28 protein-coding genes are annotated in these 23,617 nt (G+C 42.5%); all 28 read right to left on the reverse strand.

Going from position 1 to position 23,617, the window contains the following annotated elements; all coding sequences use genetic code 11:
• Position 1 precedes the first annotated feature (1 nt).
• Positions 2 to 1,084: a protein-glutamate methylesterase/protein-glutamine glutaminase gene (locus ABWW58_RS03685; RefSeq protein WP_353867894.1), complete on the reverse strand. Its 1,083-nt coding sequence runs from the start codon at positions 1,082 to 1,084 to the stop codon at positions 2 to 4.
• Positions 1,081 to 1,968 (reverse strand): AAA family ATPase, encoded by an 888-nt coding sequence (locus ABWW58_RS03690; RefSeq protein ID WP_353867895.1) that lies wholly within the window; start codon positions 1,966 to 1,968, stop codon positions 1,081 to 1,083. The genes ABWW58_RS03685 and ABWW58_RS03690 overlap by 4 nt, the downstream gene beginning before the upstream one ends.
• Positions 1,961 to 3,064 carry a flagellar biosynthesis GTPase FlhF gene (gene flhF, locus ABWW58_RS03695; RefSeq protein WP_353867896.1) on the reverse strand — a complete coding sequence of 368 codons (1,104 nt, stop codon included), beginning with the start codon at positions 3,062 to 3,064 and terminating at the stop codon, positions 1,961 to 1,963. The genes ABWW58_RS03690 and flhF overlap by 8 nt, the downstream gene beginning before the upstream one ends.
• On the reverse strand, positions 3,061 to 5,094 hold the full coding sequence (gene flhA, locus ABWW58_RS03700) for a flagellar biosynthesis protein FlhA (RefSeq protein ID WP_353867897.1): 2,034 nt from the start codon (positions 5,092 to 5,094) through the stop codon (positions 3,061 to 3,063). Before flhA ends, flhF begins: the two co-directional genes overlap by 4 nt.
• Positions 5,095 to 5,112: 18 nt before the next feature.
• Positions 5,113 to 6,201: a flagellar biosynthesis protein FlhB gene (gene flhB / locus ABWW58_RS03705; protein WP_353867898.1), complete on the reverse strand. Its 1,089-nt coding sequence runs from the start codon at positions 6,199 to 6,201 to the stop codon at positions 5,113 to 5,115.
• Between the two features lie 4 nt (positions 6,202 to 6,205).
• Complete coding sequence (fliR, locus tag ABWW58_RS03710; RefSeq protein ID WP_353867899.1) at positions 6,206 to 6,979, reverse strand: flagellar biosynthetic protein FliR; 774 nt, start codon at positions 6,977 to 6,979, stop codon at positions 6,206 to 6,208.
• Between the two features lie 18 nt (positions 6,980 to 6,997).
• Entirely contained in the window at positions 6,998 to 7,267 is a 270-nt protein-coding gene (fliQ, locus tag ABWW58_RS03715; RefSeq protein ID WP_093669538.1) for a flagellar biosynthesis protein FliQ, read from the reverse strand.
• A gap of 15 nt (positions 7,268 to 7,282) precedes the next feature.
• Positions 7,283 to 7,957 (reverse strand): flagellar type III secretion system pore protein FliP, encoded by a 675-nt coding sequence (gene fliP, locus ABWW58_RS03720; protein WP_093669540.1) that lies wholly within the window; start codon positions 7,955 to 7,957, stop codon positions 7,283 to 7,285.
• Positions 7,954 to 8,643: a flagellar biosynthetic protein FliO gene (locus ABWW58_RS03725; RefSeq protein ID WP_353867900.1), complete on the reverse strand. Its 690-nt coding sequence runs from the start codon at positions 8,641 to 8,643 to the stop codon at positions 7,954 to 7,956. Before ABWW58_RS03725 ends, fliP begins: the two co-directional genes overlap by 4 nt.
• A 6-nt stretch (positions 8,644 to 8,649) precedes the next feature.
• A complete protein-coding gene (locus ABWW58_RS03730) occupies positions 8,650 to 9,012 on the reverse strand; it encodes a response regulator (protein ID WP_093669544.1) in 363 nt (120 codons plus the stop codon).
• Between the two features lie 102 nt (positions 9,013 to 9,114).
• Positions 9,115 to 10,308 (reverse strand): flagellar motor switch phosphatase FliY, encoded by a 1,194-nt coding sequence (gene fliY, locus ABWW58_RS03735; RefSeq protein ID WP_353867901.1) that lies wholly within the window; start codon positions 10,306 to 10,308, stop codon positions 9,115 to 9,117.
• A complete protein-coding gene (gene fliM / locus ABWW58_RS03740) occupies positions 10,301 to 11,299 on the reverse strand; it encodes a flagellar motor switch protein FliM (protein WP_353867902.1) in 999 nt (332 codons plus the stop codon). The genes fliY and fliM overlap by 8 nt, the downstream gene beginning before the upstream one ends.
• A gap of 31 nt (positions 11,300 to 11,330) precedes the next feature.
• Complete coding sequence (locus ABWW58_RS03745; RefSeq protein WP_353867903.1) at positions 11,331 to 11,765, reverse strand: flagellar basal body-associated FliL family protein; 435 nt, start codon at positions 11,763 to 11,765, stop codon at positions 11,331 to 11,333.
• Positions 11,744 to 11,980 carry a flagellar FlbD family protein gene (locus tag ABWW58_RS03750; RefSeq protein WP_353867904.1) on the reverse strand — a complete coding sequence of 79 codons (237 nt, stop codon included), beginning with the start codon at positions 11,978 to 11,980 and terminating at the stop codon, positions 11,744 to 11,746. The genes ABWW58_RS03745 and ABWW58_RS03750 overlap by 22 nt, the downstream gene beginning before the upstream one ends.
• A gap of 60 nt (positions 11,981 to 12,040) precedes the next feature.
• Positions 12,041 to 12,844, reverse strand: coding sequence for a flagellar hook-basal body complex protein (locus ABWW58_RS03755; RefSeq protein ID WP_353867905.1), 804 nt, complete (start codon positions 12,842 to 12,844; stop codon positions 12,041 to 12,043).
• Positions 12,845 to 12,918: 74 nt separating this feature from the next.
• The gene (locus ABWW58_RS03760) at positions 12,919 to 13,317 is read right to left on the reverse strand and encodes a TIGR02530 family flagellar biosynthesis protein (protein WP_353867906.1); all 399 of its coding nucleotides are present in this window, start codon (positions 13,315 to 13,317) and stop codon (positions 12,919 to 12,921) included.
• A complete protein-coding gene (locus ABWW58_RS03765; RefSeq protein ID WP_353867907.1) occupies positions 13,310 to 13,780 on the reverse strand; it encodes a flagellar hook capping FlgD N-terminal domain-containing protein in 471 nt (156 codons plus the stop codon). Before ABWW58_RS03765 ends, ABWW58_RS03760 begins: the two co-directional genes overlap by 8 nt.
• A gap of 1 nt (position 13,781) precedes the next feature.
• Positions 13,782 to 15,317 (reverse strand): flagellar hook-length control protein FliK, encoded by a 1,536-nt coding sequence (locus tag ABWW58_RS03770; RefSeq protein WP_353867908.1) that lies wholly within the window; start codon positions 15,315 to 15,317, stop codon positions 13,782 to 13,784.
• 35 nt (positions 15,318 to 15,352) lie between these two features.
• Positions 15,353 to 15,961, reverse strand: coding sequence for a MotE family protein (locus ABWW58_RS03775; RefSeq protein ID WP_353867909.1), 609 nt, complete (start codon positions 15,959 to 15,961; stop codon positions 15,353 to 15,355).
• A gap of 17 nt (positions 15,962 to 15,978) precedes the next feature.
• Positions 15,979 to 16,416 carry a flagellar export protein FliJ gene (gene fliJ, locus ABWW58_RS03780; protein WP_353867910.1) on the reverse strand — a complete coding sequence of 146 codons (438 nt, stop codon included), beginning with the start codon at positions 16,414 to 16,416 and terminating at the stop codon, positions 15,979 to 15,981.
• A complete protein-coding gene (gene fliI / locus ABWW58_RS03785) occupies positions 16,406 to 17,734 on the reverse strand; it encodes a flagellar protein export ATPase FliI (protein ID WP_353867911.1) in 1,329 nt (442 codons plus the stop codon). Before fliI ends, fliJ begins: the two co-directional genes overlap by 11 nt.
• A complete protein-coding gene (fliH, locus tag ABWW58_RS03790; RefSeq protein WP_353867912.1) occupies positions 17,731 to 18,489 on the reverse strand; it encodes a flagellar assembly protein FliH in 759 nt (252 codons plus the stop codon). Before fliH ends, fliI begins: the two co-directional genes overlap by 4 nt.
• Positions 18,482 to 19,498, reverse strand: coding sequence for a flagellar motor switch protein FliG (gene fliG, locus ABWW58_RS03795; RefSeq protein WP_353867913.1), 1,017 nt, complete (start codon positions 19,496 to 19,498; stop codon positions 18,482 to 18,484). Before fliG ends, fliH begins: the two co-directional genes overlap by 8 nt.
• Before the next feature lie 13 nt (positions 19,499 to 19,511).
• Positions 19,512 to 21,104, reverse strand: a complete 1,593-nt coding sequence (gene fliF, locus ABWW58_RS03800) for a flagellar basal-body MS-ring/collar protein FliF (RefSeq protein WP_353867914.1) — start codon at positions 21,102 to 21,104, stop codon at positions 19,512 to 19,514.
• A 37-nt stretch (positions 21,105 to 21,141) separates the two neighbouring features.
• Entirely contained in the window at positions 21,142 to 21,441 is a 300-nt protein-coding gene (fliE, locus tag ABWW58_RS03805) for a flagellar hook-basal body complex protein FliE (protein ID WP_353867915.1), read from the reverse strand.
• Positions 21,442 to 21,450: 9 nt separating this feature from the next.
• A complete protein-coding gene (gene flgC / locus ABWW58_RS03810; RefSeq protein ID WP_093669571.1) occupies positions 21,451 to 21,897 on the reverse strand; it encodes a flagellar basal body rod protein FlgC in 447 nt (148 codons plus the stop codon).
• Between the two features lies 1 nt (position 21,898).
• Positions 21,899 to 22,279, reverse strand: a complete 381-nt coding sequence (gene flgB, locus ABWW58_RS03815) for a flagellar basal body rod protein FlgB (protein WP_353867916.1) — start codon at positions 22,277 to 22,279, stop codon at positions 21,899 to 21,901.
• Between the two features lie 370 nt (positions 22,280 to 22,649).
• Positions 22,650 to 23,426: a GTP-sensing pleiotropic transcriptional regulator CodY gene (gene codY / locus ABWW58_RS03820; RefSeq protein WP_093669575.1), complete on the reverse strand. Its 777-nt coding sequence runs from the start codon at positions 23,424 to 23,426 to the stop codon at positions 22,650 to 22,652.
• Between the last annotated feature and the right edge of the window lie 191 nt (positions 23,427 to 23,617).

Raw genomic sequence — 23,617 nt, forward strand, 5'->3', positions numbered from 1 at the left:
GTCATTCATCTCCCTGTAATCCGAATTCGCCGCAGATTGCTTTGGCAATATGATATAAAGGTTGAATCTCATTCACTTTTCCAGTTTCAATCAATGCTTTTGGCATACCAAACACTGTACATGTCTCTTCTGATTCAGCGATGGTGCGCACATTCTTCCCTGCCGCACATAAATCGATAACACCTCGTGCGCCGTCTTTTCCCATTCCCGTCAAAATAGATACTACATAGGAATATCCGTGAAGCTTGGCAAGTGATCGCAGCGTCACATCGATCGAAGGCCGAACACCGTTTACCGGAGCAGAATTTGATAAATGACACCTGAGACGGGCTTGCTCATCGCTTTCAATACACATATGCATACCGCCGGGAGCAACATAACAATGCCCTTTTTCAAGGATTTCTCCTTCTTTTGCCTCAGTCACTGTTATCGTTGACAAGCGATTCAGACGTTCCGCCAACGATTTTGTAAAACGAGACGGCATATGCTGCACGATAAGAATAGGAGCAGGCAACTGCTTGCTCAGCCCAGGAACTACGGTCTGTAAGGCTTTCGGTCCACCGGTGGATGTACCAATGAGCACAATCCGAGCATTACTTAGTGAAGGATGATCCGGTTGTCTTGCAGGTTCAGCCCGCTCATGTTTTCCTTCATAAATTTGTTTGGTGTCTCCCACTTTAATCTTTGATACTGCCGCTTGTTTTATCTTCTGTTGAAGTTCATGCTCAATTCGCTCAACATCAGATGGTCTGCCTGATGGTTTAAAAATAAAATCGAACGCCCCACTGCTTATCGCTTCAATAACGTAACTGGCGTTCTCATCAGAAGCCCCGCTGACCATTATCGTGGGCGTGGGTTGAAAACTCATGATGTCGTGTAAAACATCGAGCCCATCTTTGTCTCCCGGAAGGATGATGTCAAGTGTTACGACATCCGGCTGATAGCGAAATAATTTTTCTAGTGCATCTTTACCATCTCGCGCCGTCGCTACCACTTTAAGCCTTGAATCCTCTTCAATCATCGCTTTTATGGTTTGACGTATGAAAGCAGAATCATCAACCACAAGTACTTTGATCGGATTCATTTCTCACCCCTCCTTGTCAACTTTAGATATTTTCTAACTTTATCTCCGAACGATGATTGATGTCTGCTTGCAACCTGCTCCCCGCATTGAGCAAGAAAAGCGCGAGTAAGAATTCTCATCTCCACAGAGTACTTAGCCTGCGGATGACTCAGCATGCAAGGTTTTTGATTTCGCACGGACATTAAAAGATCATTGTCTCTATGCAATGAAGCAAGCCATGACGGGGACTCTTCCAAAAACCGCTCTGATACCGATGATAACCGTTGCCAAGTTGCCCAGCCCTCTTTGCGACCAAGTGTCTGATTGACAACGCATGATATATCAAGGTTTTTTTTCATCGCATACACCATTTTTATTAATGAATAACTGTCTGCCATCGCAGGCGGTTCCGGCGTTGTAATGAGAATCAAACGATCTACCGCAAGCATAAAGTGGAACATGTCATCTGATGCCCCCGCGCCAAAATCAAAAATGATAAAGTCATAGTCTCTTTTCATTAAATTAAGTTGTTCTATAAAAAAAGATAAATGGCCATGATCTAAATGAAACAAGGAGGAAAGACCTGTTCCTCCCGCGATAAACGAAACATTTGATGTAACGTTTACCAAAGCGTTCTGAAAATTAACCTCATTGACAATAGCATCCACAATATTTAATTGAGCCGACTTCCCCATTAATTGTTCAACATTCCCCATACCGACATCGAGATCAACAATCAGTACCTTTTTGCCGATTTCGCTCAGTGCTAGAGAAAAGTTGACACAGAAAACAGATTTGCCGACGCCACCTTTGCCGCTGGCAATACCAACAATCTGGGCGCAACGCTCTTCATTCTTTCCTTGAAGTATGCGTAATCTTAATTGTTCTGCTTGATCATTAGTCATGTGAATCACCCAATAGCCGATTAATGAGTTCACGTACATTAGGATTACGTAAATCGTCAGGAACGGCCTGCCCATCTGTTATGTATGAAATACTCAATTGTCGATGACGCAACAAAATGCTGACAATTGTACCAAAAGATAAGGTTTCATCAATTTTTGAGAGAATGACTCGTGAAAGATGTAATGCCTCAAATTGATTGATAACCATATCCATATCCTCCAATTTGGATGTTGCGGATAAAACTAAATACATGCCAATCTGAGACTCTCCGTCAACCAGTTTGATCAATTCGTTTATGTAGGAACTGTCTTGAAAATTTCGTCCTGCCGTGTCAATAAAAACATGATCAAAATGCGCGAACTTTCGAATCAATTCATGAAAATCGTGTTCTGTGTAAGCAATCTCAATTGGCGCATTTAGGATATTGGCATACATCTTCAATTGATCGATCGCCGCTATTCGATACGTATCTGAAGTGATAAACGCTATTTTTTTCCCCTCATCTAGAACGGCACGACTTGCGATCTTTGCCAAGGTCGTCGTCTTGCCGACGCCAGTTGGGCCAACCAACATAATGAAACGCTCGTGCAGCACCGAGGGAAGAAAACGAGTCGGATCAAGACTTTGAACAAGTTCATCCTTCAAAGCACGCTTCATTTCTTCTTGGTTCATGTGCTCATCGCTCTGATACCACTTCTTGATTAATTTTTGTATCAAGGGATCCGTATCCTCGCGCAGCATTCCGTGACTCAATAGTTTATCGCGAAATTCTTGAACTAATTGAGGTGCGGAAAAAAGTTGATCAACCTTTTCACTTACACGTCTGAAGGGCATTTTGTTATTCGCAATCGAATGATGATTGAACCGAATAGCCTCATTTTGTTCTTCGGCTTTTTTTCTTATTTTTTTTAATGGCGCATTAATTTCAGGATCACTGGCAGCAAGAACTTCAACACTTTCTTTTTTGAACAAATTAAAAAATCTGCCGGTCGTCACTTTTTTCGTATGAAAAATGACTGCATCGCTGCCCAGTTCTTGTTTCACTTTTTCAATTGCCTGAGCCATAGTAGGCGCAATAATTTTCTTCATTTTCATGCCGCGCTCAGCACCCCAATGCTTTGTACTTCAACATTTGTCTCTAGTTCATTGTAAGATAGAATTCTAATATTTGGAAAATATCGTTCGGTTAATTGACGCGCGTACATGCGCACGGCAGGTGAACAGAGAATAACCGGATCACTCTCCAAATCCGCCCATTTTTCAACAGAAGAAGAAAGATTTTTCAATACTTGTGATGTGGTCGAACCATCTAAAGCGAGAAAGTTCCCATGCTCTGTCTTCTGAATGGAATCAGATATTTTTCTTTCAAGATCAGGGCTGAGCGTCAAAACCTTTAATGTTTCGCCAGGTGTTGTGAACTGCTCTGTAATCTGACGCGAGAGCGCTTGCCGGACGTATTCAGTGAGCAAATTGGTATCCTTGGTCATTTGTCCATAATCTGCCAATGTCTCAAAGATAATCGGTAAATTTCTAATGGACAGATTTTCCTTCAATAAATTTACAAGAACCTTTTGTACATCACCGACCGTTAAAGGATCCGGAATCACTGCATCAACGAGGGCAGGATACTGTTCTTTCAAGTGATCAACTAGTTGCTGAGTTTCTTGTCTGCCAACAAGTTCATAGGCGTGTCGCCGCATCACTTCAGTTAGATGGGTTGATACAACGGACGGGGGATCGACAACCGTATAACTTGACAGCTCTGCTTGTTCCTTTGTTTGTTCATCAATCCAAAGTGCTTTAAGGCCAAATGCTGGTTCAACCGTCTCAATTCCTTTTATTGACGGATCTTCAATTCCCGGACTCATCGCGAGATAATGATCGGGAAGCAATTCACCTTTGGCAACTTCGCTGCCGTTGATTTTAATTCGATAGCTGTTTGGTTCGAGCTGAATGTTATCGCGGATTCGTACAACCGGAAGCACAAAACCAAGTTCCAGTGCAAGTTGTCTGCGAATCATGACGATTCGATCAAGAAGATCTCCGCCCTGCGAACTGTCGGCAAGCGGAACAAGCGCGTAGCCGAATTCAAACTCAACCGGATCCATATGCAGGAGATTCATCACGTTTTCCTGACTTTTAAAGGACTCTTCCGCTTTCTTATTCTCTTCCTCCGCAACATCCTGCTGCTCTGTTCCGCGTCTTCTTCGAATCATAAAACCGGCGATCACCAGAATCAGCGCAATTGGCAATGTTGCCATCATACCAATCGGTGTCAGCCCTAAAATAAAAATGACGCATCCTGCAATAATGAGCATGATCGGATAGGAGAGTAACTGGTCCGATACTTCTTTACCCATATTGTTTTCTGAAGATGATCGTGTGACGATAATGCCGGTTGCCGTCGAAATGAGAAGTGCCGGAACCTGGCTGACAATTCCATCACCTACAGAAAGCAAGCTAAAATTCTGTGCCGCATCTGCAAGATCCATCCCTTGCTGCGCCACCCCGATGATCATGCCGACAATTAAATTTATCGCGACAATAATCATACTGGCGATCGCGTCACCTTTGACAAACTTGCTGGCACCGTCCATAGCGCCATAAAAATCAGCTTCACGCGTTATTTTCTCTCGACGTTTTTTGGCTTCTTGATCGTTAATTAATCCAGCGTTCATGTCTGCATCAATACTCATTTGCTTTCCCGGCATCGCATCAAGCGTGAAACGGGCTGCCACTTCCGCTACCCGTTCTGCGCCTTTTGTGATGACAAGAAACTGAACGATAATAAGGATTAAGAAAACCACAAGACCAACAATAATATTTCCTCCAACAACGAATTGTCCGAACGCTTCAATGACGCGGCCCGCATCACCTTCAGAAAGGATCAGTCGGGTTGTCGACACGTTCAAAGCGATACGGAATAAAGTCATAATCAAAAGTAACGAAGGAAAGACAGAGAATTCGAGAGATTCCGTGACGTTCAGTGTGACAAGGAGAATAACAAGAGCGAGCGATATATTCATGACGATTAGAAAACTAAGCAATGCTGCAGGTAACGGGATGATCAGCATCATAACAATTAAAACGACACCAACCATCACAATATAATCTCTCGTTTTCATCGTATTCCTCCTTTCCAATCATGCTTTTCCTTTCAACCGATAAACATATGCCAATAGTTCAGCAACCGCCTTAAAAAATTCTTCCGGGATACTATCCCCTATTTCAAGAGAATGATAGAGCGCTCTCGCCAGCGGCTTTTTCTCAACAATGACAATCTGATGTTCTTTGGCAATCTCTTTAATTCGAAGAGCAATGAGATCCGCGCCTTTGGCAATGACTATGGGAGCGTTCATTTCTTCTGCGTCATAGTGCAGTGCAACGGCAAAGTGTGTCGGATTTGTAATGATAACATCCGCATTAGGTACTTCCTGCATCATGCGGTTTAATGCCATTTGTCTTTGGCGTTCCTTCACCTTAGATTTAATCTGCGGATTACCTTCAATTGTTTTGAACTCGTCCTTAATATCTTGCTTGGACATCCTCATGTTTTTCTCATAATCATATTTCTGGTAAAGATAATCGAGCAGAGACAGCGCAATCAAAGCGATTGAAACGGCGATCCCCATATTGAGCATGATTTGCGACAGTGAGCGAATGCTTTCTAAAATAGGCTGGCTCGCAGATTGAGCAATGGATTGGCGATTCATCCAAAGAATTGAAAATGCAATGAGTCCGATAAAAATAATCTTAAGCATTGATTTCAGCAGTTCAACAATTGCCCGCAGCGAATAAGTTCTTTTCAATCCCTTAAGCAGATCAATCCGTTCACCTTTAAATAAGAGTGTCTCCGGCAAGAACAAGAATCCGACTTGAAAAACCTGAGTCGCAACCCCTACAACCAATGCGATGATGAGAATGGGAAGCAATAGTTTAAGTACCTGAACAGATAAATCCGAAAGCATTCGATGTAAATTAAGTTCAGTAACCGACATATCCAAATTCATCGTATAAAATTGCCCCATCATTTCAGCCAGCTGCTTCACAACTCCCCCGCCAGCAAGTCGAAAATAAAGGAAAAAAGCAAGCATACTGATTGCTGTCGACAAATCCGCACTTTTAAAGACCTGTCCCTTTTTCCTTCCTTCCTCGCGTTTATGTGGAGTCGCTTTCTCCGTTTTCTCTCCCGCAAAATATTGCAGATCAAGCGAATAGCGCAGGTTCGTCATCATCTTAACTCCCTAACAAACGCATAAAGTCGCTAAAAATTGAGGTCATGGATTCAAAAATAACCCGAAACAGCCCAATAAGCGATGGAAATACAACCAGCAGAACCGCAAAGCCCGCAAGTGTTTTGAGCGGCAGCCCAACCACGAATACATTGACCTGAGGCACAGTACGCGCAACGAGACCTACTGCGACATCGACTAAAAAGAGACAGCCAACGATCGGCAGTGCCAACTGTGCCGCAATCAAGAACATTTGTGCAGTTGCTCGAGCGACAAATTCAGCAGTTGCTCCTGATCCGAATGCAACACTTAAATCATCGACAGGAATCATTTGAAAGCTTGATAAGATCCCGTTAATCAGCATGTGGTGCGCATTGACCCCGAGAAAAAAGAGCAATTGCAACAGATACAGGAACTGACCGGTCAAGGGTGTTGGAACACCACTCTCCGGACTAATAACATTCGCAATAGCAAATCCGATCTGCATATCGATAAACGCACCGGCAAGCTGGACGCCATAAGTGATAATTCCTGCGACAAATCCCATGGACAAACCAACAAGAATCTCTTTGAGCAAAAGTAGAACAAATCGTCCGTCAAGCGGGACAGTCTGACTCTCAAGCATCGTCACGTCAACTAACAAAGCAAGCACAGCCGCAAGTCCAATCTTCACCGGTGCGGGTATCGTCCGATATGAGAAAATTGGCATGGTGGCAATGAAGCTGATCAGTCGTGCAAAGATTAATAACAATAAGGGAAGTGCATTAAATAATGACAAGATTCATCTATTCCCTTTCTATCGAATGAAGTTCGGTAGATTCGCAAAAATATTCTCGGTAAACGCGAGCATCTTTGAAAGCATCCAGGGTCCGAACAGGATCAATCCGAAGAGTACTGCGACAATCTTCGGAATGAAGGCCAGCGTCTGTTCCTGAATCTGCGTCGCCGCCTGAAAGATACTGACGATCAGTCCAATGACTAGTGACAGGACCAGTATAGGACCGCCAATCATTAAGACGGCCATGACACTTTGATCGGCGATCGATAAAATCATTTCAGAACTCATTCGGTATCACCTTTCTCAGAAACTCTTAAGCAAAGACTCAACGATTAGGTACCAGCCATCCACCATGATAAAGAGTAAGATTTTAAATGGAAGTGAAATCATTACCGGCGGCAGCATCATCATACCCATCGCCATCAAGATACTGGCCACCACCATATCAATGACGAGAAACGGGATGAAAATCATAAATCCCATCTGAAAAGCCGTTTTCAGCTCACTTATTGTGAAAGCCGGAATAAGAGCCGTTAATGGAATCTCGCTCACCTTTTTCGGAGATTTATAATTTCCGTAACTGAGAAACAGCTGCAAGTCCTTCTCTCGTGTTTCCTTCGCCATAAATTCCTTTATCGGTATCTGCGCTTTCGACAATGCCTGTTTTTGTGAAATTTCTTTCTTCATATAAGGCTGAATGGCATCAGTATTAATTTGACCGTACACCGGCGCCATAACAAAGAAAGTAAGGAATAAAGCGAGACCGATCAACACTTGATTAGGAGGCATCTGCTGGGTTGACAACGATGTCCTCACAAAAGAAAGTACAATGATGATTCGGGTAAAACAGGTCATGAGTACCAGAATCGCCGGTGCGAGTGAGAGCACCGTCAGGACAAGCAATAATTGCAGTGTTGTTGCCACATCCTGAGGCTGACTCGTGAAAAAGTCGGCAGGAATACCAGGTATGCTATTCATTTTTTCCTGACCTCCTGAATCAAAGCACTTAATTGATTGGAACGCTCTTTGTTCAGTACATCGAGCTGTTTTTGAAATTCATTTTGTACCGGTGTCGTTCTGTCTTGTCCATCGGATGTTGCTTTTGAACGGCGTAGTGCGTGATCAGTCGTCCATTTGAGTGCTTTGAGCACATTCTCTTCAAATGGATCGGGAGAATCAGACTGACGTGTCAGCGATTGAATCACATCCGGATCTTTGATTTCCTTAAGTAACTGAACGGTTTCACCAACACCGACAACAAGAACCTCATCACCAACGCGAATAAGCTGTAAGGAGCGATTTGCTCCTAATGAGACACCGCCCATATTTTTCAGCGAATTAACTTGAGTGAATTTCCCGGTGCGTTTCACAACAAAATGGTAAAGTAAGTAAATCAACGCGAGTACGATCAGCAAAGCAAAGAACAATTTGATAAAGGTTACAAATAGATTCGAGTTTCCATAAGTAACCGATTTTGTCTTTTGAGTACTCGTGCTGTTACTCGTCGGTTGATTGTCTGTTTTTTGAGTTTTTTGCCCGTTTTCAATCCACTCTTTTACCGTATTATCCCCTGATTCTGCATAGGAGATCGAAATAGGACCGATTAAAAAGAATAAGATCAAGCAAAAAGCAAGCGCTGATTTAAACCAATGAGTTCTCTTCACAAATACTCATCCAATCGCTTTCTTGATTGCCTCGATGACACGATCAGGTTGAAACGGCTTAACGATAAAATCCTTCGCACCCGCTTGGATCGCGTCAATAACCATCGACTGCTGACCCATGGCGGAGCACATAATTACTTTGCAATTAGGGTCAATGCTTTTTATTTTCTTAAGCGCGTTGATCCCATCCATTTCAGGCATCGTGATATCCAAAGTCACCAAATCAGGTTTAAATTCTTCGTACTTAGCTACCGCTTCGTTACCATTAGCTCCTTCGCCGCAAACCTCATAACCATTTTTGGTTAAAATGTCTTTTAACATCATTCTCATAAAAGCAGCGTCATCAACAACAAGTATGCGTCCTGCCACGTTAATCCCTCCGGTTTCATTTATCAGAAATATATTAATCTGCCAGAGCGCATAAGCGAATCTGCCAGGAAAAAAAGCGATACAAACAGTTCCATGCTCGTCTTACAGATTTTTAATTCGGTCGCTTTGGTCAAGTATCTCTGTAATGCGGATACCGAAGTTTTCGTCGACCACGACAACTTCACCTTTTGCGATATACTTTTGATTAACCAAGATATCAATCGCCTCACCGGCGAGCTTGTCTAATTCAATGATTGAACCGGGACCCAGTTCCAAAACATCTTTAATTGTTTTCTTTGTATGGCCAAGTTCAACACTAACGTCAAGTGGAATATCCATCAACAGATTAAGATTTCTCGGCATCGGTTGTTCTCTTGACGGAGGTTCTTCATTAAAATCGGAAAAGCGTACGGGATGGACGTCCTCATGAGGTATTGCACGCTCCTGAGCATGACTCGCCGCAGGCGCCTCAGGGGCCAAAGCCACAGCCGCCTCTTTTTGAGCCGAATCGTTGCTCCTCTCTTTGGAAATGGCTGGTATCACCTCTTCTGCATGTTCACTTGGCTCATTAGGTACAGAGTTTTGTCCACCCGTTTCTTTAACAAGTAAACTGACGAGTTGCTTACCAAAATCAATTGGAATCAACTGCATGATATGTGAATCCACAAGATCGCCAATCTTTAATTGAAATGAGATTTCAAACATAATCTCATCCTTTGGCAGATTCTCAATTCCTTGATTCGTTTTAACATTCATCAGACTCAGTTTTGGTGGTGAAATGTCGATTCGCCGATTAAAAACAGTCGACATAGCGGTAGATGAAGAACCCATCATCTGGTTCATTGCTTCCTGTACCGCACTCATTTCCATATCACTGATCTGTTCGGCTGGATTCGTTCCATCTCCACCCATCATTAGGTTTGCGATGACACTGGCGTCACGCGTCTTAATGACAAGCATGCAGGAACCCTGAAAGCCCTCCGTATAATTTACTAGCACAGAAACATGTGGAACGGGAAACTCTTCAGACAAATTATTTCGATTAACTAAATGTACTTGCGGTGTTGTGATTTCGACTTTCTTATTCAATATGGTAGATAATGCAGTTGCCGCACTGCCGAAAGAAATATTACCGATTTCACCAAGTACATCTTCATCTAAATCGGACATGTCTTCTACAATTTTGCGATCCAGTTGCATATCTGACTCAGATGCGTTCATTTGTTCTAAATTTTGGCTCTGACTGTTTCCAAGAAGCGCATCAATTTCCTCTTGCGAAAGTTGTCCGTCACTCATCGATGTCATCCTCCTCTGTTATGGTTTTTATGATTTGGACAGCAATTCTTTTTTGACGTTTTCCCGGCTGTGCAATAAATTTAGAGAATTCGCCGACATCAATCCTCAACGGCTGATCTAAATGCTGATCCAATTTGATGACGTCCCCAACGTTTAAGTTTAATAGCTCATTGACCGTTATTTGTGAATGACCCAGATTGGCAGTCAATGCGACGTATGAATGCTCCACACTCTTTTTCAGAGATTGATATTCTTCCGTTGTGACATCGTTTTTCTTCTCGCTCATCCAATAATGCATAGACAATTTAGGTATTATCGGTTCAAGCACCACATGTGGCAAACAAAGATTAATCATCCCGCTTGACTTCCCAATCATTGCGGATAGTGAGATAACAATCACCGTTTCATTCGGTGAAACCAATTGAAGAAATTGAGGGTTGGTCTCAAGTTCAATCAAGACAGGATCAATGTCGTGCTCAACAGAGGACCATGCTTCTTTTAAGGCAGGTAAACTGCCTTCAAAAAGCCCCTTCATCAAATCTGTTTCGATTTCAGTTAAATTTTCAATTTTGTTCATGCTTTCGCCGCTTCCGCCAAGCAATCGATCAAGCATTGCATAAGCGATGTTCGGATTAACTTCAGCGATCAAATGCCCCTCCAGCGGCGGTGCCTCAATAATGTTCAGGACTGTCGCGGATGGAATTGAGCGAATAAATTCCTCATAGGGCAATTGGTCAACCGAAGCAACAGATATTTGAACATAAGTTCTCAGCTGTGCCGAAAAATAGGAAGTCAGCAACCGCGCATAATTCTCATGTATGCGTGTCAAACTGCGAATCTGATCCTTCGAAAAGCGAAGCGCGCGTTTAAAATCGTAAACACGTATTTTTGATTTCTTTTCCTCGCTTTTTAATTCTTCTGCATCCATTTCGCCTGTTGACAGTGCGGAGAGCAGCGCATCAATCTCAGATTGTGAAAGTACGTCGGCCATTTTTCTTCACCACCTCCAATTTCGCCAGAGATTACTGCACAATTTTTTCTGTCGTATATACATGAACTACTGTGCCACTCTTAAGGAACCCATTAATTCTTTTTTTTACCATGTCTTCCAAATTGGATAGGCCTTGCTGATCCTGTAAATCACTCGGAGACATTCCTGAAACGGTATAAATAACTGCGTTCTTCACTTGATACGATCGTTTTTCAAGTTCTTCTTTCGTTTCTTTGCTTGAGACCTGAATATTAAAATCCAATTTGATGAAGTGATCACCTTTTATATTGGTGGTGATTTCTCCGGTCGCAACTGTAAGATTTTTTACAATTTCATCAATATCCGGATCTTTCTCCGCTTCATTGCCACGGCCTAAGTTTGACATGATGAAGAAGGCTGCGATCGTTCCGATGATCATAAGGACCATTAAAATAAAGAGTACATTCATTCCTCGGCTTTTGAACATCTAAACACACCTTCTTCTGCAGTTAAGCCCGACAGTAAAGAGATTTTTTTTAGAAATTGAGTCACAATCCGGCTGACTTCCTCCGGAGATTCTTTGACAATCAACTTCTTCCCATTTGTCAATGTGATCGTTGTATCCGGCAACGATTCCACCTGCTCAATTAGAAATGGGTTTAGTAAAAAGGATTGGTTATTAAAATGGGTTAATTGAATCATCCTCGCCACAAAATGCGCCGGGCAATGAAACCGCCCAGCTCATTCATCCCCCTCATTTATTTATCGTTTCAACTGCACCAATTCTTGAAGTATTTGGTCTGCTGTCGTCACTGTTCGCGCATTTGCTTGGTACGCACGCTGCGCTTCAATCAGTGCCGTCATTTCGTCCGTCAAATCAACGTTTGAGCCTTCAAGAGCGTTTTGAACAAGTTTTCCTTGACCATTTGTAGTCGGATCGTTTCTAAAGGCTCCAGAAGCTTGGCTCGGTTGATAGAGTGAATTCCCAACTTTTTCAAGACCAGCCGGATTAGGAAATGTAAATACTTCGATTCGTCCTAAGTTTACACTGGAAGTTGTCGTGCCGTCGCCGTTATCAATGGCATTATTAAGTGTACCAATGATCTCTCCCTGACCGTTAATAGTAAATGCGCTGCAATCAGTTAAATCATACGTTGTATTTTCATTGGCTATTGTAATTTGCATTCCTTGGGATGTAACTAATCGTGTACCGGCAGTATTCAATTTCAAATCACCGGCTCTTGTGTAATAGGTATTTGTCCCATCAGTTACCTGAAAATAACCTTCACCATTGATGGCTACATCATAAGGATTTCCTGTCGGATTCACCACACCGTTTGTGATGATATTGTCAATGGAGCCTGTTTGCGCGCCAAGACCAACCTGAACAGCATTTTTATTTGTACTTGAGCCTTGGATGTTGTTATTAAACAAATCTTCAAAGTTGATTCTTGCTTTCTTATAACCGGTTGTGCTGACGTTGGAGATGTTGTTTCCGATGACATCCAAGCTTGTCTGGAAGTTCTTCAATCCTGAAACACCTGATCCTAATGAGCGTAATAACATAATGAATTCCTCCTTTTGGTTGACTGCTTCAGTCATTCCACAGCCTCAGCTCTCCTTAAAAAGGTCCAGCTGGTTTACTGATTAATCACAATTGTCCCATTGATATTTGAGAAAATTCGTGTTCGCGCTTCATCGATGCCCATTGCCGTAATAACCGTTTGATTTGATGTATTGACCACCAATGCCGCGTCCTTGGTTAAAACAAGTGAGTCATTAATCCCCATTTTTTTTGCTTCTTGCATTTTCGTGTGAATCAGCTGCCATTCAGTCTGCGATATGTGAATATTGCGTACATCCATACGTTCACGCGCGTGTTTTGATAGTTTCACAGGCAAGCTGTCACATTCATTCTTAAGATTTTGAGAGAAGGATAGATGCGGCCTTTCTTCCTGCTTCTTAGTAGGATCGCCCTTTACTTGTTTCGACGGCACCCGCGGTAATGGCTGATAGGAAAAAGTGTTTATCTTAGTCACTCTGTCCCGCCTCTTCAGAATTGCTGATCTCGCTAATCGAAGAAGGATCTACTTCATAGCCATTATCCGTTTGATAAGTAACCGCCCCATCTTTCAAACTCACTGCCTGTACAACTCCACTAATCGCGTGTGTGTTCGACGTTCCGTTGCTGTCTGTACTAGTTTCGCTCCAACTGATTTGTTTTCCAATCATGGATGCCTGTTCAGAAAGCGATTGGTCCGATTGACTCGATACTAGTTTATCAATGGCATTACTCATATTCTGAGTCTGTTCCAATGTTGTAAAGTCTGCCATCTGTGAAACAAATTGAGCACTGTCCATCGGCGATGTCGGATCTTGATTTGTTAGCTGGGCAATGAGCAGTTTCAAGAAAGAATTTTTGTCAAGCGCACTATTAACACTTGAAGTTGAAGAAGTCGAACTATTAGTTGCCGTTGATCCCGAGTTTACCGTAATACTCATTTCAAATCACGCCTCCTGTCATCCATTCACTAAACGAATGTTCCTGTTGGTCTTGATCCGGAGCTGAGGAATGATGATTTTCCCGATGTTGCTTTTGATTTTCCTCTTGTTGATCAGATTTTTGCTGAAATGCGCTTTGATCCTGTCCCTGATACTGGCTATTGTCAACATACGCCTGATGAAGTTGTCGATTGACGTCAATCTGGGTCAAGGGTATTCCGCGACCCGCACAATCATGTTTCAGCTGTCCTAAATTGCCTTCAAGTAAGTCTTTCGCCTTTTGCGTCTCCGCAGTTAATTGAGCAGTCAAGCCTTGTTCACCGCGGCTTACAGAAATGACAAGCTTGCCCAGATGCTCAGGATAAAGGGTAACTGTATAGGACTGAACGCCATTTTTATCAAGTTTAAATGATGACTTTCCTAACCATTCATTTAGATGATCAGCAACCTGCTCGTGCAAAGAAGCTTGCTTTCCAGGATTTTTCTCTGATTGGAACGTTGCCCATAGTTCCAATTTATTCATTTGTCCTGAGACCGCACGGTGATGACCCAGACGTGTTTGGTTAGTTGAATTGCGCTCCTCGGATGAAATCATTTTTTTAAACGATGTCTCTTCACTGTCAGCGACGTGATCGGTCAGACGACCGGGCGTTGCCTTTGGAGACGCTTGATTCCCTTGGCGTATTAAGCGCGTATCTGAAGATCTTGATAAGGCTTGCTCAAATCCATTTGCCTGAGAAGACAGCGGTTCACCTGGCCCTTTCTGATTACTCAAAGAAGATCTTGGAGTTAATGGCTGAACATCATCTAGATAGCCAGGTGACCGACCTTTATCTGAGCTCTGCTTACCACCAACACGAGTGAGCGGCTCGGATTGCTGTTCAGTCACATTTATAGGATCCTCGACAACCTGCGAACTGACCACCAATTGTCTGCCCTGAACTGCGTTTAGTTTGTGTGTATGATCATCCGTATGCTGAAGCAACGATTCACCCAATGACTGGTTGACGTCATTTGAAAAAGTCATGCCGACTCTTTGTTTAGTCATATGGATCGATTGATTTTTCTGCTGACTATCCGCGCGTAAAGGTTCATGCAGCTGATGGACAAAATGATCCATAATACCTTTTTCGGATACGTTTGTTTTATTAGCAGTCACTAAATCACCAATTGGCTTCAACGGATCAATGGCCTTAGTCTCAGGCACGTTATTAACTTTCGTCTTGCCTGATTGTGCTGCTAAAGACTGCGCTTTTTTAACAAGGGATTCCATTCTCTGTGCTGTTAAGGCTTCACGAGATTCCGTGTTTGTTTGGTGAACAGGACTTGCTGTCAACGAATGATCCGTCACTATACGCCTGTTTTGTCCATTTTCTGCATTTAACGTAATCGGATTTTTACCCGAATGTTGAATCAAATGGATAACCGACAAAAAAGAGTCCTCAGAGTTCGCTCCCTTTTTCTTTTTCTTCGAATTATTCCCGGAAAGTAACTGCTCAGCAGTATTAGATTTAATCGTGCTCACGTTCGTGCTCATGTTTCTCACCTCCTTTCAATGCAGATTTTCTCGGATTAAGGCGTTGTCGATGATTCAGACGATGATTCTGTACTCGTTGCACGTGCTTTCAATAATGGCGTCAAAGCTGCAGCCTTCTCGACATCCATATTTTCAAGAATTGCTGCTTTTGTCTTATCATCAAGCAAATTTATGTATTCGGCTGCTTGTTTCACTGACAATTTGTCAAAGATTGCGCCAGCCTGGGCTGGGTCCATTGATTTGTAAGTTTGGGCGTACACCGCCTGGCGGGCCGCCTTCGTCTGACTTTTCGCCTGACTATTTTTTTCATTGGCGTCATTTTGTGCTTGCTTCAATTGGTTTTTCAATTCGGCGACTTGATCTTTCAACTTATTATTGTCACTTTGAAGCTGCTTAACTTGAGTTTTTTGATCAGTATTCTCCTGCTTCAACTGAGCAATTTGTGAGGAGCCGGATGCCGCTTGCTGATTCTGAGAAGAGGTTTTGTCTTGGAAAACAAGATTTTTTGCTTCCTCTACAGGATCAAGGCCGGACAACTTTAGAAATAAAGCAGCCAGAAGTAATAAGAAAACAACCGGAACGAGAATAGCCAAACTAACCTTGAGCAGTTTCAAACCAAAACCGGTTCTTTTAGTCTCATCCATACACCTTGATCCTCCTTTTAATGGTTTATCGTTCGTTGTCCCGCAATTTCATCCATCTGTTTCATTTCAGCCCTATTGATTAACTTGTGATAGATAACTTGCTGTTTTTCCCTCATTTTTTCATATTTCTTAACTTCAATTGCTTTTTCTTGCAACTCGGCCTGAAAGGCTTCGAGACGAGCTTTTGCATTCAAATAATTTTTGTTTGTTTCGCTAATGAGAAAGTCAATTTTATCAACATCTGAGAATCCCATCTTCATTTGATCGATTGTTATCGCCTGACTCATCTGTTCCTGAAGCTCCGTCTGTACTCTTTGCTTCTCTTCAACCATGTTGATCAGAATGTGTGCAAGGTTCTCGAAATCGTCAAATAGCTTTTTGTACTGCACTTCAAGATTTTGTTTTTCACTCTCGGCTAGCTTCATCACGCGTTCAAATCGATAGTCAAATGCCATTCCCGTTCATCTCCTGTCCGAAGTCATGAATCAATTGGCTTACTGAATCGTGCAGATTAACACGTTCCTTTTCGGATTGACGCAGATAGCTGAGTATCTTGGGATGATAATGAATCGCCGCGTCAATCGCGGATGAACTTCCTTGTTTGTATGCGCCAATATTGATAAGGTCTTCAGATTCTGTGTATTGAGACAACATGGAACGAAATTTTTGTGCTGCGTGCAAATGATCCGCGACGCAAATTTCATTCATGACTCGGCTGACACTTTTTAATAGATTAACCGCTGGATACTGCCCTTTTTGCGCCAAAGCTCGATCAAGAACGATGTGACCATCAAGAATGCCTCGTGCCGTATCGGAAATCGGTTCATCAAGATCATCGCCATCAACAAGAACGGTATAAAATGCGGTAATCGTTCCATTAGCGTCGGTTCCGGTACGTTCCAAAAGTTTTGGAAGCAAGGCAAATACGGAAGGCGGGTAGCCTTTCGTTGTTGGAGGTTCACCGATCGCGAGTCCAATTTCACGCTGACTCATTGCGACACGTGTCAATGAATCCATCATCAGCAGAACATCTTTTCCTTTTCCCCGGAAATGCTCGGCAATTGCCGTCGCCACAAGTGCTCCTTTAATTCTCATCAATGCCGGTTGATCACTCGTTGCCACAATGACAATGGAATGCTTCATACCCTCTGACCCGAGATCCTTTTCAAGGAATTCTTTGACCTCGCGGCCACGTTCACCAATCAAAGCAATGACGTTCAAGTCAGCTGAAGTGTTTCGCGCGATCATACCCATCAATGTACTTTTGCCAACACCGCTGCCGGCAAAAATTCCAACGCGTTGTCCTTTTCCGACAGTGAGTAATCCGTTGATCGACCGGATGCCCAGCTCGATCGGATCAGATATTCGCGGCCGTGTCATTGGATCAGGAGGCTCTTGATTCGTTAACACATTGTCTACCGGTTTGGTGAAGTTCATGCCGGAAACCGGGCGACCTAAGCTGTCACAGACCTCACCAATCAATTCGTCATTGACCTTTACCTCTAACGGTTTATCTGTCGCCTCGACCAAACATCCCGGTGAAATTTGTGCTACCGATGTATAGGGCATCAGCAATATGTTCTCATCTTTAAAACCGACGACTTCAGCCATTACTTTTTTTCGTCCGTTTTTGATATGTATAAGACAAACATCACCGACAGAGGCTGAAGGTCCCTTGGATTCAATCAAGAGTCCTACAACTCGATTGATTTTCCCATAACGCCGATAACTGTCGATTGTTGCAAGTTCATCAATCAACTGATCCACGTTCATCCTTTTTCCTCCATCAATTCAGTTAATTTTTCCTTAACCACTTGTAATTGACTTGCTGCACCGGCATCTATTTTTCCAAATGACGTCTCAATCGTGCAATCGGTATCTGAAAAATCACTGTCTGCGTAAATGAAGATCTTGGCATCCTGAACAAGCTGATCGAATTCCGGCCGATGCTGATTCAAGTGGTCAAAATGAATCGGCGCAACGGTAATTTTTATTGTTTCTTGATCTCTGACTTCTCGAACCGCCTTTGCCACAAGTGCAAACCATTTATCTTCATCAAGTGCAACGGATGTGCCGATAATTTTTTCTGCTACCGCCATTCCAAGTTTCAAAATTTCGGGTTCAGCCTGCTTGATCGAATCATTAAAGTAGTTTTTCGCCTGATCGACAAATCGATTGCCTTGATCGATAAGGGAGGCAAACTGTTCCTTTGCTGCCGCTTTCCCATTGTTAAAACCGGTTGTGTACCCTTCTTTGACTTTCGTCTCATAAGCTGCTTCTCGGTTATGTTTTGCCTCTTCTTCCGCTTTCGCAATCTGAAGATCCATTTCAGCACACTTTTTTTCGGCTTCTCTGACAAGGCGATTCGCTTCGCATTTCGCGTCATTAATTTTTTCATGGAGCGTTTTTTCAATGGCTTCTTGACCCATTTTGTCATTTAATGCATCGAGGCGAGGGTCAATTACAGCTGAAAGTTGCACGACTTTTGCCTTTCCATTCGACTGTACTTGTTTAATAAGGTTAGACAATGACGTCGTCCCCCTTGCCGCGCGCAATCACAATCTCTCCCGCGTCTTCCAGTTTTCTTATTGTATTAACGATTCGGGTTTGCGCTTCTTCAACGTCATGCAAACGAACCGGCCCCATGTATTCCATCTCTTCTTTGAAGCTTGCGGCCATACGTTCCGACATATTTTTAAACAACAGCTCTTTTACCTCATCGCTCGCAGTCCGCATTGCGAGAATCAAGTCTTCATTCTCGCTCTCGCGAATGACGCGTTGAATCGCGCGATCATCCAAAACAATGATATCTTCGAAGACAAACATTCTTTTTTTGATCTCTTCTGCAAGATCAGGATCGTTTTTCTCGAGTTTCTCTAAAATGTTGCGTTCAGTCGTTCGATCAACTCCGTTCAACACGCTTACGATTGAAGCAACACCACCGGTCTGCGTGTAATCTTCGTTCACCGAAGAACTGGAGATCTTTTTCTCAAGAATCCTTTCGACCTGCGTGATCGTTTCGGGCGATGTACGATCCATCTGCGCAATTCGACGTGCCACATTAGCCTGCGATTCAACAGACAATGCCGACAGAACAGCGCCCGCCTGATCAGGATCTAAATACGACAAAACGAGTGCGATGGTCTGCGGATGCTCGTTTTGGATAAAATTCAAAATTTGTTGGGGATCACTTTTTCTCATGAAATCAAACGGCTTAACCTGAAGGGTCGAGGTCAGCCTTTGGATCACCTTGTTTGCTTCATCAGATCCCAACGCTTTCTCTAAAATTTGCTTGGCGTAACCAATTCCGCCTTGAGATATGTATTCTTGAGCTAACGCGGTCTGAAAAAATTCGTCGATCACTTGTGCCTTGGTTTCAGGATCTATTTTTCGGGCATTAGAGATTTCCAATGTCATGTCTTCAATTTCCTGTTCCGTAAATTGTTTAAAAATATTTGCGGAAACTTCCGTCCCAAGTGCGATCATCAGAATAGCCGCTTTTTGTTTTCCACTTAATTTTGTTTTTCGTTCAGGCATAACGGCCAACCCCTCACTTATCTTCAGCCATCCAGCTTCTCAAAAGTTTAACAAATTGATCCGGCTTTTGTTTCGCCATTTTTTCAAGCTCATGATATTTTTTCTGTTCCGGATTTTCTTTATTAAGCATTTCTTCATAGTCTTCCTGTTGCGGTATGTCCTGAACAACAGTCTGCTCATCAGCCAGTTCATCTGCATTCTTTCTTCTGCGCAGTACCAACCAAACAATTAGACCAATTACTAATGCCAAAAGGACACCGCCGATGAGGTACCACCAATTAAATCCACCGCTTTGAGTTTGAACAGCAGCCTTTCCATTGAAACGTCCAACAGTAACCGCAGTCTTCTGGTTTATTTCATTATTTGTCAATTCCTGACCTTGCTTATCTGAAATCGATGTTTTGATAATTGAATTAAGAATCTGACGAACATCATTGACACGCTGTGCCGATAATGAATTATTGTTGTTTGCGGTCGGCGGTTCGATCATCACTTGAATGCCTAGATCTGTCACCTTATATGGACTGTTGACTACTTCTCGATGGATTCGATTGAATTCATTATTTACGCGGTCTTCCACCTTCTTATATGAACCGTTGCCATCTGTGCCTGCTTGATAGCTTGGCACATCATTTGTGGTGGTACCTGCCTGACCTGCAGCTCCTTGACCAGTGTACGTCTCAGTAATATGTTCCGTACTGGTTTGAAGACCTTCCATTGTTTGCTGATTCACAGGCTCTACCAGATCCTGCTTTTCTTTTGATTGTGTGAAGTCAACATCAGCGGTAACATTAACCATGACTTTTCCTTCACCCATCATCATTGTCAGCATTTGTGTGACACGACGCTGCACATTACTTTCAATATCTCGTTTAATTGATTGTTGTTGATCATATGCTGATAAGGTCGATCCGTTCGTTTCATTATTTTTCAAGTCATAGTAGTTATAATACTGATCCATAATCGCAATATTATTAACAGACAAATTAGGAACACTCTTCGATACCAAATGATAGAGACCGTTCACCTGGTCTGAACTAAGCTGACTGCCTGGCGAAATATTGAGCACAATTGATGCGGAAGCTGAGTTCTTCTTGTCCTGATCACTCACCCAAACATCACTCTCTGGTAAAGTGATCATAACTTTAGCGGATTTTACTCCTTTTGTATTGGTTATGAGATTGGCAAGTTCTGTCTGCATTGCGGCTCGTTGGAGTACATCAAACTGCTTGTCCGTCATACCAAAACCTGCGTTCTGACCAAAAAAGGAATAGTCAATCTGACCGGTCTTCGGGAGACCTTGTGAAGCAAGTTCGACTTTAAGCTGATCCACTTGTTCCTTAGGTACGCTGATCGTTGTTCCGCCATCCGAAAGTTTATAAGAAACTTTCTTGCTGTCCAGTGTATCAGTGATCTGACCTGCCTCACTTTCGGATAGATTACTGTACAATGGTGTATAGTGTTTCACATTCGTAAGCAGAACAATAAGGATAACAGCGATGAGAATAGCTGTTGTTCCCCCGATAATCCAAGCTTTATTTTTTTTCGGCAATTGCGTCCAAAAAGTCTTTATTCGATTGAGCCATGATGATAACCGTTCTTTCATTGCTGTTTCCCCCGTTCATTGACACGCCGGTAACCAATCAAACTTGCATTCTCATGATTTCTTGGTAGGCTTCAACCGCCCGGTCACGAACTTGAACAGTAGTTCTTAACAGCACATCGGCTTTCTGCATGGCAATCATAACGCTATGTAAGTCAACATTACTGCTTCCATTCGCCAACTGGGTGACCATCTGATCGGCCGACTGTTGTGACGAATTAACTGCCCCTAAAGCATTTTTTAGTGCTTCAGAAAACCCGTCTTGTGTTTGAGCAACCGTTTGTTTTCCAGATGAAATCGCATCAGCTGCCGTTTTAAAATTGATGGAATTTATGTTCAACGCCTAAACCTACCTTCCTATACTTAGAGCATGTGTCAGCATGTTTTTGTTCGCATTCATAACAGTAACCCCAGCTTCATAAGAGCGGTTAGCATCCATTAAGTCAACCATTTCTTTAAGTGGATCAACATTAGATTGTTGAACATAACCGTTCTCATCCGCATCCGGGTTCTGCGGATCGTATTTAACCGGAAAAGGCGTAGGATCTTCACTGACAGAAGAAACTTCAACTCCCCCGGATGAAGTGCCTAGCGATCTTTGTAATAGTGAGTCAAACGAGTTTGAACCAATTGCTTTCAGATTGACCACTTTTCGTGAATACGGCACCCATTTTCCATCAACGAAACGTCCTCGCGTTGTATCTTGATTCGCGATGTTTGACGAAACGACATCCATTCGAAATCGCTGCGCAGTTAACCCGGAAGCGGAAATATCTAGTCCGTTAAACATTCCCATATTATCTTGATCCTCCTAGCACGATGTTATATCTTTGAAATTGGTCGCTTGCCGCTTGACTAAGTGCCTGATAGAGTAATTGATTTTGAGCCAATTCGGACATTTCGTGATCAACATCAACATTATTACCATTATTCTGAACTGCGCCAAAGGTATCCGTTACGCTTTTAAAACCGGAATGATCGGAAGATGAAAAATTGATCTGCCGTTCGTTGGTACGATTAGCTTTCAGTTCATTCTGCAAGACGTCATTAAAAACGACCTTTTTTGCTTTGTAATTAGGCGTATCGACATTTGCGATATTTTGAGCGATCGCGTTTTGCTGTGCCATCGATCCATTCAATGCACTTTCAATAGCTGTTAACGGAGTTATTGAATACAATGATCGACATCCTTTCTTTACCAAATAGCGCTTAACTCATCTTAGGTACCTAAGTCTATTTTATCAACTTTTTGACCATTGTCTACGTCGATATACAGGATTCGACTTGTTTCAACTTTATTCTCCACTTGGTGATAGTTATTTAGTCCCATAATTTTTCAGTATTTCCTAATCAAAAACTTAATTGCCACCGGTTGTAATCGGATACATTATTGCTTCATATATAAAAAACAGGCCATGAGAACTATCATTTAGAAATTAATAAATAGAATCGATCAATGAGACAAAAAAGATTGCAAAAAAAGGGCTTCTAGTCACAAAGTCAGTGACCAAAAGTCCTTTTTGTGTTTCGATTATCCTGTTCGGGTATTTATTCGCCCTGGATACGATTCAGTTCATACAGAAATTTGTCATTAAGTACCTTAATATAGGTCCCCTTCATGCCAAGTGATCGAGATTCAATGACACCGGCACTTTCCAGCTTTCTAAGTGCATTGACGATCACAGAACGAGTAATGCCTACTCGATCAGCAATTTTGCTTGCAACAAGCAGACCTTCTTTGCCATCCAACTCTTCGAAAATATGTTCAATCGCTTCAAGTTCACTATAGGACAGAGAACCGATAGCCATTTGTACAATTGCCTTTTCACGCGCTTCTTCTTCAACTTCATCCGTCTTCTCGCGGAGAATCTCCATGCCTACAACAGTCGCTCCGTATTCCGCTAGAATTAAGTCTTCATCTGTAAATGTATCATTTAAACGAGAGAGAATTAATGTACCTAATCGTTCTCCGCCGCCGACAATTGGAACAACCGTTGTCAATCCGTTGGCAAACAAGTCTTTGTTTTCATCTGGAAAAACACTGAAATCACTGTTAACGTCAAGATTTGGAGATGTTTGAGCGACCATGAACAAGTTCTGTGTGTACGAATCCGGCAACTGTCTGCTTTCGAACATCTCTTGCATACGCTCATTTTCAAATTCAAGTTTTAGTGACAGACCAAGAATTTTTCCACGCCTGCTAACAACAAATGTATTCGTTTGAATAACATCACGCAATGTCTGCGCCATTTCGTTGAAATCTACCTGTGTTTTTGTTCCTTGAAGCAATTGATTAATTTTTCTTGTTTTTTCTAATAATGTCATTAGTGTACCTCCTGCGAAACATAAGTTTCATATTTATAAATAAACTGGTTAAGATTATGGCTTGTACAACGATTGTGACTGAAGTGTCCACAAATCAAGCAACTCATTTTGTTACTAATGATCGGTTGCCTGCCTCAAATGGGCAAATTTTAAGCAATTTTCCCAAAATTGTATGTAACCTTTCTCTTACC

This window comes from Sporolactobacillus caesalpiniae (assembly GCF_040513385.1).
In the GTDB taxonomy this organism is placed as follows: domain Bacteria; phylum Bacillota; class Bacilli; order Bacillales; family Sporolactobacillaceae; genus Sporolactobacillus.

Bases quoted from the DNA above. Each gene is read 5' to 3' on its own strand.
- ABWW58_RS03685 (WP_353867894.1), bottom strand. From the start codon at position 1,084: ATGAATCCGATCAAAGTACTTGTGGTTGATGATTCTGCTTTCATACGT.
- ABWW58_RS03690 (WP_353867895.1), bottom strand. From the start codon at position 1,968: ATGACTAATGATCAAGCAGAACAATTAAGATTACGCATACTTCAAGGA.
- flhF (WP_353867896.1), bottom strand. From the start codon at position 3,064: ATGAAAATGAAGAAAATTATTGCGCCTACTATGGCTCAGGCAATTGAA.
- flhA (WP_353867897.1), bottom strand. From the start codon at position 5,094: ATGAAAACGAGAGATTATATTGTGATGGTTGGTGTCGTTTTAATTGTT.
- flhB (WP_353867898.1), bottom strand. From the start codon at position 6,201: ATGACGAACCTGCGCTATTCGCTTGATCTGCAATATTTTGCGGGAGAG.
- fliQ (WP_093669538.1), bottom strand. From the start codon at position 7,267: ATGAGTTCTGAAATGATTTTATCGATCGCCGATCAAAGTGTCATGGCC.
- fliP (WP_093669540.1), bottom strand. From the start codon at position 7,957: ATGAATAGCATACCTGGTATTCCTGCCGACTTTTTCACGAGTCAGCCT.
- fliY (WP_353867901.1), bottom strand. From the start codon at position 10,308: ATGAGTGACGGACAACTTTCGCAAGAGGAAATTGATGCGCTTCTTGGA.
- fliM (WP_353867902.1), bottom strand. From the start codon at position 11,299: ATGGCCGACGTACTTTCACAATCTGAGATTGATGCGCTGCTCTCCGCA.
- ABWW58_RS03745 (WP_353867903.1), bottom strand. From the start codon at position 11,765: ATGTTCAAAAGCCGAGGAATGAATGTACTCTTTATTTTAATGGTCCTT.
- ABWW58_RS03750 (WP_353867904.1), bottom strand. From the start codon at position 11,980: ATGATTCAATTAACCCATTTTAATAACCAATCCTTTTTACTAAACCCA.
- ABWW58_RS03755 (WP_353867905.1), bottom strand. From the start codon at position 12,844: ATGTTATTACGCTCATTAGGATCAGGTGTTTCAGGATTGAAGAACTTC.
- ABWW58_RS03765 (WP_353867907.1), bottom strand. From the start codon at position 13,780: ATGAGTATTACGGTAAACTCGGGATCAACGGCAACTAATAGTTCGACT.
- ABWW58_RS03770 (WP_353867908.1), bottom strand. From the start codon at position 15,317: ATGAGCACGAACGTGAGCACGATTAAATCTAATACTGCTGAGCAGTTA.
- ABWW58_RS03775 (WP_353867909.1), bottom strand. From the start codon at position 15,961: ATGGATGAGACTAAAAGAACCGGTTTTGGTTTGAAACTGCTCAAGGTT.
- fliJ (WP_353867910.1), bottom strand. From the start codon at position 16,416: ATGGCATTTGACTATCGATTTGAACGCGTGATGAAGCTAGCCGAGAGT.
- fliI (WP_353867911.1), bottom strand. From the start codon at position 17,734: ATGAACGTGGATCAGTTGATTGATGAACTTGCAACAATCGACAGTTAT.
- fliG (WP_353867913.1), bottom strand. From the start codon at position 19,498: ATGCCTGAACGAAAAACAAAATTAAGTGGAAAACAAAAAGCGGCTATT.
- fliF (WP_353867914.1), bottom strand. From the start codon at position 21,104: ATGAAAGAACGGTTATCATCATGGCTCAATCGAATAAAGACTTTTTGG.
- flgC (WP_093669571.1), bottom strand. From the start codon at position 21,897: ATGGGAATGTTTAACGGACTAGATATTTCCGCTTCCGGGTTAACTGCG.
- codY (WP_093669575.1), bottom strand. From the start codon at position 23,426: ATGACATTATTAGAAAAAACAAGAAAAATTAATCAATTGCTTCAAGGA.